Annotated in this window: 10 protein-coding genes and 2 tRNA genes; 2 read left to right on the top strand and 10 right to left on the bottom strand. The window is 45.2% G+C overall.

Annotated elements, in window-relative coordinates; genetic code table 11:
- Positions 1-219 precede the first annotated feature (219 nt).
- Together DRJ53_RS18600 and DRJ53_RS18595 are read left to right on the top strand one after the other, a co-directional pair.
- Complete coding sequence (locus tag DRJ53_RS18600; protein WP_114237174.1) at positions 220-1,251, top strand: ComEC/Rec2 family competence protein; 1,032 nt, start codon at positions 220-222, stop codon at positions 1,249-1,251.
- On the top strand, positions 1,251-5,726 hold the full coding sequence (locus DRJ53_RS18595) for an NACHT domain-containing protein (RefSeq protein ID WP_114237173.1): 4,476 nt from the start codon (positions 1,251-1,253) through the stop codon (positions 5,724-5,726). The genes DRJ53_RS18600 and DRJ53_RS18595 overlap by 1 nt, the downstream gene beginning before the upstream one ends.
- A gap of 226 nt (positions 5,727-5,952) precedes the next feature.
- Here DRJ53_RS18595 and DRJ53_RS18590 read toward each other — a convergent pair whose 3' ends face one another.
- From DRJ53_RS18590 to DRJ53_RS18545, 10 genes are all read right to left on the bottom strand, one after another.
- The gene (locus DRJ53_RS18590) at positions 5,953-7,242 is read right to left on the bottom strand and encodes a site-specific integrase (protein ID WP_114237172.1); all 1,290 of its coding nucleotides are present in this window, start codon (positions 7,240-7,242) and stop codon (positions 5,953-5,955) included.
- Between the two features lie 297 nt (positions 7,243-7,539).
- Positions 7,540-7,613, bottom strand: a tRNA-Pro gene (locus DRJ53_RS18585).
- A gap of 37 nt (positions 7,614-7,650) precedes the next feature.
- A tRNA-Ser gene (locus DRJ53_RS18580) sits at positions 7,651-7,739 on the bottom strand.
- Positions 7,740-7,939: 200 nt separating this feature from the next.
- The gene (dnaA, locus tag DRJ53_RS18575) at positions 7,940-9,373 is read right to left on the bottom strand and encodes a chromosomal replication initiator protein DnaA (protein WP_114237171.1); all 1,434 of its coding nucleotides are present in this window, start codon (positions 9,371-9,373) and stop codon (positions 7,940-7,942) included.
- 129 nt (positions 9,374-9,502) lie between these two features.
- A complete protein-coding gene (locus tag DRJ53_RS18570) occupies positions 9,503-10,441 on the bottom strand; it encodes a bifunctional metallophosphatase/5'-nucleotidase (protein ID WP_114237170.1) in 939 nt (312 codons plus the stop codon).
- A complete protein-coding gene (locus DRJ53_RS18565; protein WP_114237169.1) occupies positions 10,431-11,231 on the bottom strand; it encodes a 5'-nucleotidase C-terminal domain-containing protein in 801 nt (266 codons plus the stop codon). The genes DRJ53_RS18570 and DRJ53_RS18565 overlap by 11 nt, the downstream gene beginning before the upstream one ends.
- Positions 11,232-11,529: 298 nt before the next feature.
- Positions 11,530-12,729 carry an AGE family epimerase/isomerase gene (locus tag DRJ53_RS18560; protein ID WP_114237168.1) on the bottom strand — a complete coding sequence of 400 codons (1,200 nt, stop codon included), beginning with the start codon at positions 12,727-12,729 and terminating at the stop codon, positions 11,530-11,532.
- A gap of 3 nt (positions 12,730-12,732) precedes the next feature.
- Positions 12,733-13,956 carry a glycoside hydrolase family 130 protein gene (locus DRJ53_RS18555; RefSeq protein WP_114237242.1) on the bottom strand — a complete coding sequence of 408 codons (1,224 nt, stop codon included), beginning with the start codon at positions 13,954-13,956 and terminating at the stop codon, positions 12,733-12,735.
- Positions 13,957-14,041: 85 nt separating this feature from the next.
- The gene (locus tag DRJ53_RS18550; protein ID WP_114237241.1) at positions 14,042-15,487 is read right to left on the bottom strand and encodes an MFS transporter; all 1,446 of its coding nucleotides are present in this window, start codon (positions 15,485-15,487) and stop codon (positions 14,042-14,044) included.
- A 202-nt stretch (positions 15,488-15,689) separates the two neighbouring features.
- Positions 15,690-17,960 carry a glycoside hydrolase family 3 N-terminal domain-containing protein gene (locus DRJ53_RS18545; protein ID WP_114237167.1) on the bottom strand — a complete coding sequence of 757 codons (2,271 nt, stop codon included), beginning with the start codon at positions 17,958-17,960 and terminating at the stop codon, positions 15,690-15,692.
- Between the last annotated feature and the right edge of the window lie 71 nt (positions 17,961-18,031).

Raw genomic sequence — 18,031 nt, 5'->3', positions numbered from 1 at the left:
CCTCAAAAAATCCTGAAGCCACCTTATAATGCTATACCCTATTGCACTTATCAAAGGGTGCATGATACGCCACTTTTTCCCTTGATACAACTCACTTATGGTAATGTTCTGAAACTTAAAGCTAAACTTCACTCTAGCTAATGCTGTCCTTCGATATTTCTTCATCTCCCGTAGGTTATCTAACCTATGCTATTTTTGCAGACCTAAACTTATAACTAAATGAAACTAAGAGGTTTTATGGCCGGCAAGGGCGATTCTTTCCTGATTTCATGGAGAGAATGTGAACAAGATAGAGCCATATTGATAGATGCAGGAATCGCATTGACTTATAAGTTCATAAGAGAGGTTTTAAAAAGTGGGCCGAAATTAGAAGGAATAATACTCACGCATGTCGATTATGATCATATTGGTGGTATATACAGCCTGATCAAAGCAAAAGAGGTGCTCATACCCGCTTGCCCAGTATTTATAAATACCCCTGACCTTGCTTTTGGATTACCATCAGAAACTGGCGAAGTGGGCTACTCTCATGCTAATAAGTTGAATGAATGGTTCAGTGACAAGGGTGTGGAAGTGCATCCCTTATTCAAAGGTCATTATGAGAATGATATACTAGCATTTGGAGATCTGAAACTAAAGATATTATCACCGGATCAAGAAATACTGACCCAGTTAGTCAAAGAATGGAATGCAGAAACAATTTCAGAAGCTGATAAAAAAGAAAAACATGACGAGGGAAAGGTAGGTAGACGAACGTTAAATCTGAAAAATTACGATGAAATAGTAAACGAACCGGAAAATATTCCTAGCTGGAAACAAGGAGTAGTAAATGCCTCCTCTATTGCGCTTTTGGTAACTAATGGAAGCACCAACATATTGATGCTAGGAGATGCACACCCGGATATCGTGTACGACTCACTTGTGAAGTTGGGGTACAACGCCCAAAACAAACTAAAACTGAATTGCTGCAAGCTTAGCCATCATGGTTCCAAGCACAACACAAGCCAGAAACTACTTTCGATACTTAATTGCTCAAATTATTACATCTCGACAAGTGGAGCAGGAAAAGATTACCATCCGGATAGAGAAACTATCATCAGGCTCAGCGAGTATGGACGCTATAATAAAAATCAGCCTATAACGGTCCATTGCAATTATCCAAATAGTACGGAGGGGCTGCTGACGCCTGATGAACTGACGAGTCTAAACATAATATTTACACATTCACCAGAAATAGATTTTGCCGATTAATGCTACCACAAACATTCCAACTAACCACTGCAGCTATTTACAAAGGTGGCAATTTCAAAGGTTCGGGTCTTCTGTTCACCCGAGACAGCAACCTGTACTGCATAACAGTCGCCCATAACCTCTATGGTGTAGATCTCAACGAAACCTGCGTGCCCGCCGAAATATTAATAAAAGACAATCATGGTAAAATGCTGCCAGTTGATGGCTTCTTTGGCAATGAAATAGAGAGTAAGGAAATGGACATAGCATTGCTGGACCTCGGAAAAATTCAGATAGGCAATGACTACGCGGAAGTGTATTTTTCTGAGATACCTGCAACAAACAAGAGGACTTTTATACTCAGAGGCTATTATGGTAATGGCGGTGGACCGGAAACCCGGCAGGATATCAAATACAAAGAGAAGTTGAATCCCAACCATTTCACCTGTACTATAGATAGGCAAATGCTGGCTAATAGAGATTTCCAGTATGGTAGCGAGTGGCTGAAGGGTCTTTCAGGTTCAGCATTGTTTTATGATAATAAGGAAATACTGGCCTGCGCAGGTGTACTCATTTCCATTCCTGACTTTGCAGACCATGCGACGCTTAAATTCTGCAGCGTAGAATCATTACGAACACTAGGCTTTGACCTGAAATCTTTGCCTGTCCACATCTTCGAGCCGGATACCTCACATCTCACAAACGACTGGTTTGACAAAAGAATAGATTTTGCTGTTGCTGCCTTGGGAGAACGCTATACACCTGATCATAATTTTGAACTCGATATCGTCAAAGTATTTGATGGGCTTTCAAGAAATCAAGCATTTAAGAACCGTTTAGACAGCGCATTTGAGGATCTAATGGAAAAACGTCGCAGGTGCTATTATGCATTTGCTTCACCGGTCATAAAAACAAAAACTGCTCGAATTGATGTTGATCTCAAAGCTATTCATGGCAAGTACCTCAATCTTTTAACAGACGGGTGTGATGCTGTCCCTTTTCAACCGATAATAGATTTATGCGACAGTATACAAGAGCAGATTTACAGCTGTTTAGGTGACCTTTACCAAGAGCGTCGAAAGGTTGAAGCGACTACACCAACACCTAGACATTCATACCCTCCACTCTCCAGTGAGACTGCTGAGATGGATAATTTGTATAACAGCATACAGAAATTCAACAGACTGTTGAATGCTGAGGTATCTCTTCTTGTCAATAATCCATCTGTAATTCTACAGGGAGAAGCTGGTTATGGCAAGTCACACCTTCTGGCTGACCTTGTGAAAAAAAGAATGGATGATGGCCATTTGAGTATGTTGCTATTGGGCCAGCATTTTGTAACCAGACAAAATCCATGGCAGCAGATAATAAACCATTTATTATTACCCTATCACACAGAAAGGGACCTCTTATCATCACTTAATGCAAAAGCTGCATTAACCGGTCATCGGCTTGTTATTTTTATAGATGCGATAAATGAAGGACAGGGTAAATTGTTCTGGCGTGATTACCTACGGTTATTTATTGAAACCATCAAACAATACAAATGGCTGGGTGTGGTGGTGTCTGTAAGAACAGGGTATCATGCCTTTCTGGTGGACGAAACTATCTATAATGATAAGGTATCGATAAAGTTGGTACATACCGGTTTTTCGGAAGCGCAGTATGAAGCTGCAGATTACTTTTTTGATAATTATGGCATAGAAAAGCCGTCAATTCCATTACTGCATCCTGAATTCCGAAGTCCTCTATTCCTTAGATTGTTCTGCGAGGGACTTAAAAGCTTAGGAAGGACAAAGGTACCAGATGGTCACAACGGACTTTCCAAAATACTTGAGTTTTTCCTAAACGGTATCAACGAAAAACTTGCTGTGAAGCATAGTTACGTGGGCATAAACCTCGTCCGGAGATTTGTAATGGCGCTTGCCAAGAAATTTGCGGACGAAAAGCTCGTGAATTTACCGTATGAGGATGCTGTCTATTTCACAAATTCACTCCCCTTCCTGTCCATAATTCACGATCGTAAGCAATTCCTCGACGACCTGATTTCGGAAGGAGTGCTAGCAAAGAACATGTACTACTTTCCAGGAAAACATCCTGTGGAGGGAGTGTATTTCATGTATGAGCGGTTCTTTGATTACCTCGTTGCTACCGAATTGTTGCAAAAAGCCAATGGTAATTGTAAAAAGGCTTTCAGTAAAAAAGGCGTTTTATATCCCTATTTTAAAGATGAGCAGTCAGTTTATCAAAACGCTGGTTTAGCCGAAGCGTTAAGCGTATTGTTGCCGGAAGAGCATGATTTAGAACTGTTTGAATTGGTTCCCGATTCAGTCCGGAAATCTGATGTTATTGCTTCTTCATTTACTAAAAGCCTTATTTGGAGAAACGCAGATAGCTTCAGTGAAGGCTATAAAGGGAAAACAAGGTGGGAAAAATGCAGGGGATGGTTAAGTAATAAGTTTGGTAAAAAGGAAATTTCGAAGTACGATAAACTGTTAAGATATGTACAGGATGTGGTAATTGAAACCAACCGCATGTTTACGGTATTCATGTATGATATATTGCTGGTAACCTCTAATCCCAAGCATATTTTCAATGCTGAGTTCATTCATAAAAATTTTATCAGATTATCGATGGCAGAACGCGATGCCAAGCTGCAGTCTTGGCTGAGTAATGAGTACTATGATGATGATTCTTCTATACAGCGAATTATTGATTGGTCTTGGAAAGACGAGGATAGAAGCAATTTATCAGACGAGAGCGTTTTGCTTACATCAATAACACTTTCTTGGTTCCTGATCAGTGCGGACCGTAATATCAGAGATCGCTCGACCAAAGCACTTGTTTCGCTTCTGGAATATCGGCCGCATCTATTGTTAGTGCTGCTCAAAAAATTCGAAGGAGTAAATGATCCATACGTTTATCAAAGGTTGCTAGCTGCTGCATATGGCGTATCCCTGAGAACCAAAGATAATAAGCACAGGTCAGCATTATGCGAGTACTTAAATAACACATTTTTCAGTCAAGAAAACGTGTACCCTGACCTACTTACGAGGGATTATGCAAAGGGAATAATTGATTACGCTAGGTATCATGCCATTGAGCTTACTTTCGACCCAAGTAAAGCACTTCCCCCTTATTCAAGCGAAGCAATAACTGACATACCCGATTACACGCAGCTTAAAGCACAGTATGTAGTAGAAGATCCGGATGATAAAAATGCGTACTACCAGGAGGAAATTTTTGAGTCAATGAAAACTGGTTCCAATTATGGGGATTTTGGAAGATACACATTTGCCAATGCGTTGAGTGATTGGGACGTCGACCCGTCTGAGTTGAGTCGTTATGCTATCAAGCGCATATTCGATATGGGATATTCTTATAAAATACACGGAGAATATGAAAGGAGTGGCAGAAGAAATCGTAATGAGGGAAGTGAACGTATTGGTAAAAAGTACCAGTGGATTGCGATGATGGAAGTGTTGGCAAGAGTGGCTGATCACGCAGATATGAAGGATTCCAGCAATGATGAACCAACAACATATAAGGGCACTTGGGAACCTAATGTACGGGATATTGATCCGACTCTTACCATTACAAAGACAATGGACACCAAATCCGAAGACTGGGTCAAACATAAACCATGGTGGTTAAGTTATCACACTATAGATTTTTCCATGACCAACAGAGTGTGGATGGGCTTAGAAGGTGATATACCTGCTATTGAAAATTTGGTAAATATAACGGACGGAGATGGAGTGGAATGGATATCACTATGGATGCATGCAGATTGGGATGAGAAAACACCACTGGGAGAAGAAAGATTCCAATATCCGGTTAAACGTATGTATGTGCTTTCACGTGCATACCTCGTTAAGGAGGAAGATTTTGCTGCTTTCTCAGCGTGGGCAGTTTCAACTGATTTTTATAATGAACATCTTCCCGATCCAGCAAGCAAATCTGCGACATTTTACAGAGAGTATTATTGGTCACAGTGTTACAAGGAATTACAAAAACCATGGTATGGAGGGAACGGTGATGAAACTTTTTATATCGGAAAAGGCCGAAATGGCAAGGCTATTAATGTACATCTACCAGTAGAGGAGTATTTCTGGGATAAAGCCAAAGACCGTTCGAAAGAAAGGCCAATTAGTTTCTATATGCCGTCTGAAAAAATATGGTATGGTCTAGATTTGAGATTTACGAATAAGGTAGGTGAATTCGCTGACCACAACGGCATTGTACTTTGCCAAGATCCTTCAGTCAATGCACCAGGTCCATCGACCCTGCTTGTCAGAAGAGATGTTTTCGAGTTGTATCTAGCACAAAGTGGTTATAAGCTTTGCTGGTTAGTCTTCGGCCAAAAGCAAATTTTAAGTGGCCGAAATGCTGGTACGGATGTCGATCCTAGGATTAGTCATAGATTTTCCGGACACTATTGGCTGGAAGCTGGAAAAGTACAGGGTTCCAAAAAGTCTATCATAGAACATTATTGACGAATGTTACTATGTGAAATGCCAATCATCAGTGGCTCTCAGGCTACGGTAAAAACCACGTTTCCCCGAGCGCGCCCACAAAAACACGTAGCAATTTCACAAGCACCGTTTGGGTGAATATGCTGGCAAACAATTACACAACCTTCAATACAAAGGTTTTGGCCATTTATAGCGAAACCCATAAGCGGCTAAAAGTTGGGATTTTAATACTTGAGCTAACGCTTTCTTAAGCAGAAAGTGAAACAGGATTACTTAGGCGATCGATTACACTTCCTCTTTTTGCCGCCAGTTTCTCCTCAATACCGGACATATCACTGATGATTTTCTCTTCGTCCACTTCGGCATAAATCTGCGTTGTGGTGATTTTGGTATGCCCCATCATCAATTGAACGGTTTCCAATGGAATGCCGTTTTTCAAGGCAACTGTCTTTGCGAAAGTGTGCCGGGCAACGTGAAAGGTTAGCGGAATATCGAATTCGCAAGCTTCTTGAATTACCTTCAAGCAACGGTTCACGAACTGGTTGGTGAGTCGTTTGAAAATCGAATCGCCATAGCCCAAGCCTTCATCGTTCCGATGCCGGTTAATGATTTTGGCCGCGTCTTTTAGCAGCGGGATTGGCGACAGAATATCGGATTTGGCCCGGTAAATTCTGCACCAGATGGTATCATCGCCGTCCCATTCAAAATGGCTTTCCCGAAGTGCCATGACATCGGCGAAAGCAAAACCAGTGTAGCAACTAAAGAGGAACAGTTCCTTGACGTAATTGAGTGTGGCATCCTGAAAGGATTTTTGCTCAAGCTTTACCAGCAGTTCAAACGTCAGTTTCTTGCGCTTGTTCTTTTTGAGGGGACAACTGTACTTCCCGCAAGGATTGGTTTTCATCCAACCAATTCCGTCCTTTGCATCAGCGCCCCAATTCAGTATACGCTTGAAGCGCTGTATGTGTTTGCCTACGCCATTTCCCAGGCTGGGATCATATTCCTTGAGGGGGCAGGTTCTGACGTAGTGTTCAAACTCAGTTGCAAACTCCATGTTCAATTGAGCGAGGTAAACATCTTTTGAAGGGTATTTGCTCTCCAGGAACTTGGTCAGGTAATCTATGGTGGTCTTGTAGTTCTTGAAGCCGCCTTTCTTCATCTTGGTCTCCCAAATCTTCTTGTAGTAAGCCATAAGCTCCGCCAGCGTGTGACCCTTTTGGCAGGAAAGTATGCCCTCGTATGCCTCCTTAACCTTTTCGGCAGTGATAAGGGATTCGTTTTCTTTCAGCATTCGGTATTTAGACCGGATCTTGTGGCGAATGTCATCGAGGTGCTGGTTGATCTCCTTGACCTCAATAGTCTTTCCCTTTACTATTTCCCTGTCCGGGTCCCAGGCAGCGACGTCAATTTTCTCCTTTGTTGAAATTTCGGCTCGTTCTTCGTCAACGGTGATACGAGCATAGATGAAGCCCTGCTTTTTGTTGTGCTTGCATTTTCGGATCAGCAGGTCAATTCCGAATGTGTGGATAGTCTCCATACAATTTGTTTTGACAGGTTTAAAAAAGATTTGATTTCTCTCTCACTCGTTCCTTCTAATCCGCGGCCCAAATCGTATATTAATCCTATCAAAACAGGTCAAAAAAATTAACCCATTTCAATGTAAATCAACAACTTATAACGAAGCTGGTGAGTCCAAAACGGGTGCCATGTTTGACTCACCGAATGACTCACCAGAGTTTTGCTATTTTCTGCTATAAATTGACAGGAAGAAAATAAAAAAACCTGTAAGTCACTTAGAACTTACAGGTTTAGTTTCCTTTTGACAAGGTTTAAGTCGGGAAGACAGGATTCGAACCTGCGACCCCCTGGTCCCAAACCAGGTGCGCTACCGGCCTGCGCTACTTCCCGAATATTTTTTGCCAATCTCTCAATCGGCTGTTTGCTGCGGTGAGGGCGGGATTCGAACCCGCGGTACAGTTTAACCCGTACGGCAGTTTAGCAAACTACTGATTTCAGCCACTCATCCACCTCACCGTCCTCTCTCAGAGCAGAGCTCCTTTGCAAGGGCTGCAAAAATAGGGAGCCGGCATTCAATTTCCTAAAAATCAGTGTTCTTTTTTTTAAGTATCGCCGGTATAAATATTACCAAACCGTACGTAAGAGCAAAACGGCCTGAACAAACCCTCGATGGGCAACGTTCAGGCCGTTTATACTAAAAGATTTTAAGCGCATCGTTACATGGCTGCCAGTTGCACTTTTTGCTGCAGCTCCATCACGTTATCGCGGAACAAACCATCGGTATCCATCAGGTCTTTTACCGTTTGGCAAGAGTGAATCACCGTAGTATGATCGCGGCCACCAAAATGTTCACCGATTGTTTTCAGCGAGTTTTTGGTAAATGCTTTTGAGAGGTACATGGTTATCTGACGCGCCTGTACAATTTCACGTTTGCGGGTCTTTTGCAACAGTTTATCGTAGGGCACATCAAAGTATTCGCACACCATTCGCTGAATGGTATCGATGGTAATTTCCTTACTCGAGGATTTTACAAAATTGCGCAGCACTTTTTTTGCCAGTTCCAGATCAATTTCACGGCGATTGAGCGACGATTGCGCCAGCAGCGAAATCAGCGCACCTTCCAACTCACGGATATTGCTGTTGATGTTGTATGCAATGTATTTCACCACTTCCTTCGGCATCTCCAGGCCGTCGTTCTTCATTTTCCGTTCCAGTATCTCGATGCGGGTTTCATAATCCGGCATCTGGATATCGGCACTCAAACCCCAACGGAAACGGCTCAGCAGGCGCTCCTGCACGCCTTCCAGGTCTTTTGGCGATTTATCGGAAGTAAGCACCAGCTGCTTGCCGCTTTGGTGCAGGTGGTTGAAGATGGCAAAAAACGCATCCTGTGATTTTTCGGCGCGGTTGAAAAACTGCACGTCGTCAATGATCAGCACATCAATCATTTGGTAAAAATGAATGAAGTCGTTGATGGCATTGTTGCGGCTATGGTCTACAAACTGGTTGATGAATTTCTCGGAGCTTACATACAGCACCACTTTGTTAGGATGCAGCTTTTTTACTTCATTGCCAATGGCCTGCGCCAGGTGAGTTTTACCCAAACCAACGCCGCCATAAATAACCAACGGGTTAAAGGAGTTAGCGCCAGGCTTTTCGGCCACCGTTTTACCTGCACGGCGTGCCACGCGGTTGCTATCGCCTTCCACATATGAATCGAATGTATATATCGCATTCAATTGCGGGTCGATGTGCATTTTTTTAAGACCCGGTATCACAAATGGGTTTTTCACCGGCGTATTGATCACCAGCGGAAAATCCATTTCGTTATTTGAAAAAGACTTGTAGCCATGCGTTGCAACATCCACAGTTACAGGCTTGTTGTAGCTGTTGCCCCCATCTACCATAATGCGGTATTCGAGCCGGGCATCTTTACCCAATTCACGCTTCAGCGTTTTGGCTAAAAGATTTACATAGTGCTCTTCCAGATATTCGTAAAAAAACTGGCTCGGAACCTGAATCACCAACACATTTTCCTTCAACTGCACGGGCTTGATGGGTTCGAACCATGTTTTGAAATGCTGCCACTCTACGATATCCTTAATGATAGAAAGGCAGTTAGCCCAAACATGTTCGGCGTTCTTATCCATGAATGACGTCGTAGTTTATGTGAATTAAGTATGATGCTTGCGGGGCCCGTTGTACACACCTTGTGTATAAAAAAATTTGGCCGTGACAGAAGGACGAATTTCTAAGAAAAGTTAATCAAAAAAAAATTTTTATTCGCCCGTTTTTTTTGTAACTAAAAGAGAATTGGCACGCTCAACTTTTCCCCGTTTTCCCCGTTCAAATCGATAGTCGAGGCGCCCCAATTTGATGCCGGCCCACCCAACCTGGTTAATGATGACCTCGGCACCATTTTTATTGCGCACCACTTCCGGCTGCTCTAAAAAATCATGTGTATGTCCACCAATAATCAAATCGATGTTGCTAGTTGCAGCAGCCAATTTCAAATCACTTATTTTATTACCACTATAACGGTAACCCAAATGCGATAAACAAATTACCAGGTCGCAACCTTTCGACCGCAGCAATGCTGCAGTTTCGTTTGCTTTTGCCACCGGGTCGAGGTATCTGGTATTGCCATAAAGGTTTGCAGGCACCAATCCATCCAGTTCAATGCCCACACCCAATACACCTATTTTCAATCCGCCTCTTTTAAATATTTTATACGGCACTGCCACATTTTCCATTGGCGTGCCGGCAAAATCATAATTGCAAACAATGGTCTCAAACCGGCCATGGGCCTGCATTTGCGCCGCCAGGTTTTCAATGCCGCCATCGTAATCGTGGTTGCCTATCGTTACCGCATCGTAGCCCATCTGGGTCAATGCTTTTATTTCGGGCTCACCATTATATATATTAAAATACGGTGTACCCTGGAAAATATCACCGGCATCCAACAACAATACATGTTCCGCTTCGCCCCTGATCTTTTCAATCAAAGCAGCGCGACGTGCCACACCACCCAAACCTTCGTTGCGGCTGCCATCCATCGGAAAAGGATCGAGCCTGCTATGCGTATCGTTGGTGTGTAAAATGGTGAGGTATTGAACCGGCGCAACATCCATTGATGCCGCATGCAATGCACGGCTGCCCAACAGCACCGAACCTGCAGCCATGGCCGACTGCGCAATAAATTTTCGTCTATTGTACATGGTTAATGCGCATTTCGTTGTTGGCTGAAATAGTCATATTCTGGCTTTGCAAAAAAGCTACATAATCAAACAATGCATCACGCACCAGGTAACCATTTGTTACCTGCGGAATAGCCCGCATAAATGCAGCACCATCACCACCATTGGCCACATAATCGGAGTTGGCAATGGTATATGTTTGCTGCACATCGAACGGCTTGCCGGCGATGGTAATATCTGTTGCTTTTTTGTTGCGAATGGTAAATGAAACACCTGCCACAGGCCAGCCACCCTGGGCGGCAATAAAGTCGAGCAACTCTTGAACTTGTGCGCCATTAAGCACCTGCACCACGATCAAATTATCAAATGGCATCAACTCAAAGATCTTCCCCCTGGTTACGGCACCTTGCGGCAATTGCGTTAGGCGGATGCCGCCATAGTTAAGCAGGGAAAAATGCACGGTGCGGTTGAATTTTTTATTGGCCATCTGCAGCACGGCATCGGCCATAAAATTGCCCAGCGTGCTGGAAGGCTTTGCTTTTTCAAGGGTGGCCGATGCGTTGCCCACCACCACACTCATGCTGCGCTCCACGCTATCGCGGTATGGCTGCAACAATTTACCCAGGGTACTGTCGGTAGCATTGGCTGCCGAAATATTGTAACCCGAATAAACGAGTTGCTGCGGCAACATGGGCCGGCTGCAGGCTACCAACCCGGCGCATACCAGTAAATAAAAAAAATGGTGTTTGATGCGGTGCACTTGATCAACTTTGGGCCGCAAATATCCGTCGACTTTTTCAGTTTTCCACATCTTACCCACTTTTTCCACGGTGGCGGTATCGTAAAAATGACATGTCTGCTTCGGAAAAGCGCAACCGTGCGGGGTTTAAGAAAAACAAAATTTTTTGCGGCTCTTTTTTCAGTGCTTTGATACGTAGGTTAGGGCCGCTTCTTTATTTAAAATTCTTGATGCAACATAAATCAGCGCCTGCTAAAAGAGGGGCTGATTTATTAATTCGATTTTCCAGGCAATAAAAAAGTACATATTTTTTTACTGCAGGTTTTTACAGCGCAACCAAAGCATTGCATCGCCTAAAAAACATATAACCTTATGCCTTAATCAGACCATCCATGCGGTGCAACAACTCAATGCAGGCGCGGCCATTGTGGTAATTGCATTTCCAAATGCCTACTTTATCCTCGCCGGGCATGGGGCTGTAATCCTCCCGCACGCCCCAGATCCATTCGCCCAGATCGCGATGAATTATATGCTGTTGCACAAACCGCCAGTTGTTTACCGACCGCTCCAGTTGCACGGCATCGCCGGTAAGCTGCCATGCGTTGAAAAAACCAACCATCGCCTCGGCCTGCGGCCACCAGTGTTTTTCTTTTACCAAATGTTCGCCATCCTTTTCATACCAAAGCCCGCCATCCACGTCAAGGCCGCGGGCTGCAGCTTCCGCTACCTGCAGTGATCGGGTCTTTACTTCCGTAATCAAATCCTCATTGCCAATTACTGCTGCAGCCTCTTGCACCAGCCAGGCCGCTTCTATATCGTGCCCGTAGGAAACAGCTGCAGATCGCGGCTCCCAGCTTTCGTTAAAAAATAATTGTAGGTGGCCACTATGGGGATGAATGATATGATCGAGAAAATGGCGCACCAGCGTTACCAGTCTTTTACAAAGCAACGCATCGGGCCAAACTCGGTACAGGTTGGCATAAGCTTCCAACACATGCAGGTGTGTATTCATGCTTTTTTTCTCATTGGAATCTTTTGCACTCAGGCGCAGGTCGGCAAGCGGTTGCCAATCCGGAGCCATTGCTTCAATGTAGCCGCCATGTTCACCATCATAACTATGTGTTTCAATAAGCGCAAAAAAATCTTTTGCTGCATCCAACGCTGCGCCATTTGCCGTGAGGCGATAGTATTCACTAAAAGCATAGATAGCAAAGGCCAATGCATAGATTTGCTTTTTGGTATCAAGCGGCTGTCCACCGGCATTTACACTCCAATACACACCGCCCCACTCGGGGTCAATAAAATGTCGTTGCAGGTATGTAAATGCGCGGTCGGCTATGGCGCGATGCACATCGCTGCCGGTGTAGCGGGCCGCAGCGGAAAAAGTCCACAGGATGCGGCTATTGAGCACTGAGCCTTTTGGCGCATCCGGATCAATACGGTTTTGATGGTCCATGCGGCCAATAAAACCTCCGTTGCGTTCATCTACACAATGCGTGATCCAGAAATTAAGAATTGCATCCAGCTCCTGCGCTATTTCGTTGCGGTATTGCACCAGATCAATTGCCATGGCTCAAACCTTTTGCACATCTGCACTTTGCGGCGCTGCCTGTTTTTGCGCAGCTAAATAAGCCCTGTTTTTATCAACAATATTGTAAATGGTTTGCACCGATGCAGCCGAACGAAAACCATCTTCCGGGGTATGCATTACATAATCCAGCAATTGCTCCACTGTGGATGTAGCAACATGCAACCGCGTATCAGACGAAGCATAATAAATAAACACTCTTCCATCATCATCTTTTATCCAGCCGTTTGCAAACACCACATTCGACACATCACCAATGCGCTCCGCTCCTTCCGGCGCTAAAAAATATCCTGCAGGTTTATGGATCACTTTGGTCACATCATGCAAATCGGTTAGGAACAGGTACAACACATAACGCAGTCCGGCAGCACATGCCCGAACGCCATGCGCCAGGTGCAGCCAACCTTTGTCGGTTTTAATGGGTGCCGGCCCCTGCCCGTTCTTGGCTTCGTATACAGTATGGTACCTTTTTTCATCAATGATCACTTCTTCATCGATGACTGCACACTCGATACAGGCACTCAGACCAAAGCCAATACCACCGCCCTTTCCGGCCTCTATGAACGAATCTTGCGGGCGGGTGTAAAACGCATATTTGCCCTGCACAAATTCGGGGTGCAACACCACGTTGCGCTGTTGCGCCGATGATGTTCTCAAATCAGCCAAACGTTCCCACTGCACCAGATCTTTGGTGCGGGCAATGCCGCATTGTGCTATCGCCGCCGACTGGTCGCCTGCGGGTGCCGATGGGTCGCGGCGTTCGGTGCAAAACAGCCCATAGATCCATCCGTCTTCGTGCTGAACCAGGCGCATATCGTACACATTGGTATCGGGTTCCGTGGTTTCCGGCATGTGTACCGGGTATTCCCAAAAACGAAAGGCATCCACGCCATTGTCGCTTTCAGCCACTGCAAAAAAAGATTTCCGGTCGGCACCTTCCACACGAGCCACCACCACGTATTTTCCATTGAATTTTATGGCGCCTGCATTGAAAGCGGCATTGATGGCAAAGCGCTCCTGTAAAAAAGGATTGGTGGCCGGGTTTAAATCGTAACGCCAAGTAAGCGGTGCATGCGCCGCCGTAAGCACCGGGTGCTCATACCGGTCAAAGATGCCGTTGCCCAAAGGAAGCTTTACATTTTTCCTACTGATCAATGCCTCGTGTGCCTGTTGCAATGCTTCCCATCGCTTTTGGAAAGTTGTGTTCATCGTGTTCTTGTTTGTCAGCTTGCAGCCCACCTGACCAATGATTGATGTGTGGACAATTAACTGGTTAATGAATGTATTGGAAGGTTTAAAATGCTTGTCCTTTATCCGCCGGTACTGCAGCTGTATTCCCTGCCAGTTCTCCTGCTCTTCGCTGTTCCAGCGCATGGCTGACGTCCATCATAAAACGGTCGCTTAGTTTATAAAAAACAATGAATACAGCCGACAACAAAGCACCCGCTGCAGGGATGAATGAAAGCATCATGCGAATGCCTTTTTGTGCTTCGGCAGTTTGCACGGCATTGGCTTCAAAACCCCACAGCGCCAACAGCCAGCCGGTTAGTGCGCCGCCCAGTGTCCAACCCAGTTTTTGCGCCATGGATGACGAAGAAAAAATAAGCCCCGTGGCCCTGCGCCCGGTTTTGTATTCGGAGTAGTCGGCAATGTCGGCATACATCGACCACAGCAACGGGAAAATGGCCCCGGCACAAATAGAAATAAGGAATTGAAACGAAAAAATGAGTGCTACATCCCCTTCGCCAAAGGTGTAAAACATGCAACTCAAAACACCAGCCAGCAACATCGCATACAGGAAGGTAGCCTTCTTGCCAATTTTATCAGAAACGGGTTTTGCTAATACTACACCTACAATATTTGCAGCTTGCCCCAACACCAAATAAAGCGTGCTGTAATTGATCGCCACATCAAACATCGGAAGTGTAAAAGCCTGTTGATTGCTGAAATAATATTTGAAATAGTAAATGGCAGATCCATCGCGCAGCGAATTAAATACCAATGTACAAATGCCTGCACCCAACAATACAAACCAGGGCTTGTTTGCAGCCAAATCAGCAAGATCTTTTTTCAGCGATGTTTTTTGTTCGCGGGGTGGCTGAATGCGTTCGCGGGTCCACAAAAATGTTAGGTAAAAAAGTGCAGCCGCCAACACCGCATAAATGATCATTGATGACTGCCAGCCACGTTGCAGATCGGTAGTACCCTCAGCACTTTTACTAAACACACTCACCAATGGTTCGGCAGTAGCCAGCACCAGAATGGAACCTGCAAAAGCAAAAATAAAACGGAAGGTAGACAGCGTAGTGCGGTCTTTAATGTCGGAAGTCATCACACCCATCAGGGATGCATAAGGCACATTGATGGCCGAATAGATCATCATCATCAAAGTGTAGGTGATGTAAGCATAGATCAATTTGCCACCACTTGAAAGATCAGGAATGGTAAACGTAAGAATCCCGATCAAACCAAACGGAAGGGCCACCCACAACAAGTATGGGCGAAACTTGCCCCAGCGAGTGTTGGTGCGGTCGGCAATGATGCCAATGAGCGGATCGAAAGCAGTGTCCCAAATACGGGTAACCAAAAACATGGTACCCACTGCTGCGGCTGCAATGCCCACAACATCGGTGTAGAAATAAAGCAGGTATACCGAAAAGATTTTCCAGAACATAGACGATGCAAAATCGCCAAAGCCATAACCAATCTTCTCTTTAATGCCAATGCTGTTTTGCTTCATTGTGTGTTGTACATTTTTTTGCTGCATCCGTTTCAACGCAGCCAACTGTTGCATATAGCCGTTAAACTGTTACGTTATCAATTTCAACAACGTTCCAATAACTTTATTGTAATTCTTTTTGTAGCCCCCGGCAACGCTGGCTGCAACAGCGTCGCCCAAGGAATACCAAGTTTACGGATCAAACACAGCAGCATAATGCCGCCTAAAAAATCAGGTCTTTTTTTACTTCAAATTCCTGCGTCAACTCGCCAACCTGCACTTTAAATTCGCCAGCTTCTAACTGTTGTTTATTGTCCGCATTTACAAACGCAAGGTCTTTAACCGGCACCTTGAACTGAATGGTTTTTGCTTCACCGGGTTGCAACAAAATCTTTTCAAACCCACGCAATCTTTTCTCATCCGGCGCCAGCGAAGCATACAAATCCGAAACATACAACTGAACTACTTCCATGCCTGCACGGCCGCCCGTGTTGCGTACGGTTACACTTACGGTCAGCGTTTCGGCTTCCGTTAATGCAGTTTGCGCAATGCCCAAATTACTGTATTGAAACGTAGTGTACGAAAGGCCAAAACCAAACGGATATTGCGGGTTAAAATCGCCACCCTGCGGGTTTTGTCCACTGTCCGAAATTTTATGAATATAATTTGTCAGCGCATTTGTAAAACGCGGATATGTAATGGGCAGCTTGCCACTTGGGTTCACATCACCTGCCAATACATCGGCCAATGCATCGCCTCCAAAATTGCCGGGCAAATAAGTGTGCACCACTGCTGCTGCGCCGGGCTCAATGCGGTTGATGATGCGCGGCCGGCCTTCGGTAAGTACTATAATTATAGGCTTGCCGGTTTTGATCAGGGCTTCAGCCAACAGCAATTGGTTTTCAGAAAGTGTCAGGTCGTTCAGGTTGCCCGGCGTTTCGGTATAACTGTTTTCGCCAATGCACAACACTACTGCATCCACCCCTGCTGCAGCTTGCACCACCGCATCTAGATTCACGATTGAATCTTCGTAGTATTTGCCGTCCATTTTGTAAGCAACACCTTGCTCAAACTGCACCTGCGCAGCACCAAACTTTTTGCGCAGCGCTTCTGCAAACGTGTTGTAACGTTCGGCCAGTGCATCGGTTTGCTCGCCTTGCCAGGTGTAGCTCCAGCCACCGTTCAGCGGCCGCATGGTATTGGCGTTTGGTCCGGTCACCAACAGTTTAGCCCCTTTTGCCAACGGCAAAATGTTGTTCCCATTTTTCAATAGCGTGATTGATTCGGCAGCAGTATTGTATGCAGCACGTTCAAACTCGGCACTGCCGTAGCGGGGGTAATCTTTTGCAAAAGTCAATGGCCGATCAAACAGGTTCAACTCTCCTTTTACGCGGAGGATGCGGGTAACGGCATCGTTGATGCGGGCCTCGCTTACTTTGCCTTCTTTTACCAGCGCTGCCAGGTCAGTACAAAAACCTTTGTAATCGTACGGGATCATTGCCATATCAATACCGGCATTAATAGCCAGCATGATGGCTTCTTTATTTGTTTTTACAATGCGGTCGCGGCGCTGCACGTTTTCAATATCCTGCCAGTCGGTTACCACAAAACCGGTGAAGTCCAACTCCTCTTTCAATAAGTCGGTCAGAATACGTTTGTTGATATGCGTCGGCACACCATTGATCAGCGCAGAGTTCACCATCACGTTGCGGGCACCGGCCTGCAGCGCTGCACGAAACGGCGGCAGGTGGTATTCGCGTAAATAGTGTTCCGGTATCCATGCATCGGTTCGGTCCTTGCCCGATTTTGGATCGGAATAGCCAAGAAAATGTTTCAAACTCACCGCTACTTTTTCCTTGCCACCCAAGGACTCCTGCGAACCCTTCACAAACTGCACACCAAGCTCTGAAATAAGAAATGGATCCTCGCCATAACCTTCCCAAATGCGCGGCCACACCGGGTTTGTTCCAAGATCAAGCACCGGCGAAAAAGTCCACGGCACACCTGCGGCTCTTGATTCATATGCACTAATTGCAGCGCCATTAAATACCAGTTGGCGGTTCCATGTAGCGGCCTGCCCTATTTGTTGCGGAAACAGCGTGGAGCCGTTTACATAGTTTACACCGTGTATGTTATCCAGCCCATAAATTACAGGAATCTTCAACCGTGTTTTTAATGCATGCTGGTGTATTTCCGTAAGCAATGCATTCCACTCTTTTGTACCCAGCCACGGACCAGGTGTATTGAGAATAGAACCTACTTTGTAATTCACCACCACATCTTGCAACTTAGCCTTATCAAACGCAAAAGTTTTGCCCTGCACAGCGCCCATCGATTCGATGGAAACCTGCGCCATCTGGCCCACCTTTTCTTCCAGCGTCATGCTGTTGAGCAGCTGCGCCACTTTTGCTTCATTGGCCGCGTTGAGTTGTGCCTGCACTTCGGTTGCCTGCGCGGCGATCAGCAGGCTAAGTATTAGGCCGGTCTTTTTCATGATCTGATCATTTATTTGGTATCCAAAATATCTGATCTGCTGCGCCGGATTCCTGATTTACATCCGATCTT

Source organism: Paracnuella aquatica, assembly GCF_003332885.2.
In the GTDB taxonomy this organism is placed as follows: domain Bacteria; phylum Bacteroidota; class Bacteroidia; order Chitinophagales; family Chitinophagaceae; genus Flavisolibacter; species Flavisolibacter aquaticus.
The sequence above is the reverse complement of the archived record's forward strand: the minus strand, read 5'-3'. Positions and strand labels throughout refer to the sequence as shown.

Bases quoted from the DNA above. Each gene is read 5' to 3' on its own strand.
- DRJ53_RS18600 (WP_114237174.1), top strand. From the start codon at position 220: ATGAAACTAAGAGGTTTTATGGCCGGCAAGGGCGATTCTTTCCTGATT.
- DRJ53_RS18595 (WP_114237173.1), top strand. From the start codon at position 1,251: ATGCTACCACAAACATTCCAACTAACCACTGCAGCTATTTACAAAGGT.
- DRJ53_RS18590 (WP_114237172.1), bottom strand. From the start codon at position 7,242: ATGGAGACTATCCACACATTCGGAATTGACCTGCTGATCCGAAAATGC.
- dnaA (WP_114237171.1), bottom strand. From the start codon at position 9,373: ATGGATAAGAACGCCGAACATGTTTGGGCTAACTGCCTTTCTATCATT.
- DRJ53_RS18570 (WP_114237170.1), bottom strand. From the start codon at position 10,441: ATGTACAATAGACGAAAATTTATTGCGCAGTCGGCCATGGCTGCAGGT.
- DRJ53_RS18565 (WP_114237169.1), bottom strand. From the start codon at position 11,231: ATGTGGAAAACTGAAAAAGTCGACGGATATTTGCGGCCCAAAGTTGAT.
- DRJ53_RS18560 (WP_114237168.1), bottom strand. From the start codon at position 12,729: ATGGCAATTGATCTGGTGCAATACCGCAACGAAATAGCGCAGGAGCTG.
- DRJ53_RS18555 (WP_114237242.1), bottom strand. From the start codon at position 13,956: ATGAACACAACTTTCCAAAAGCGATGGGAAGCATTGCAACAGGCACAC.
- DRJ53_RS18550 (WP_114237241.1), bottom strand. From the start codon at position 15,487: ATGAAGCAAAACAGCATTGGCATTAAAGAGAAGATTGGTTATGGCTTT.
- DRJ53_RS18545 (WP_114237167.1), bottom strand. From the start codon at position 17,960: ATGAAAAAGACCGGCCTAATACTTAGCCTGCTGATCGCCGCGCAGGCA.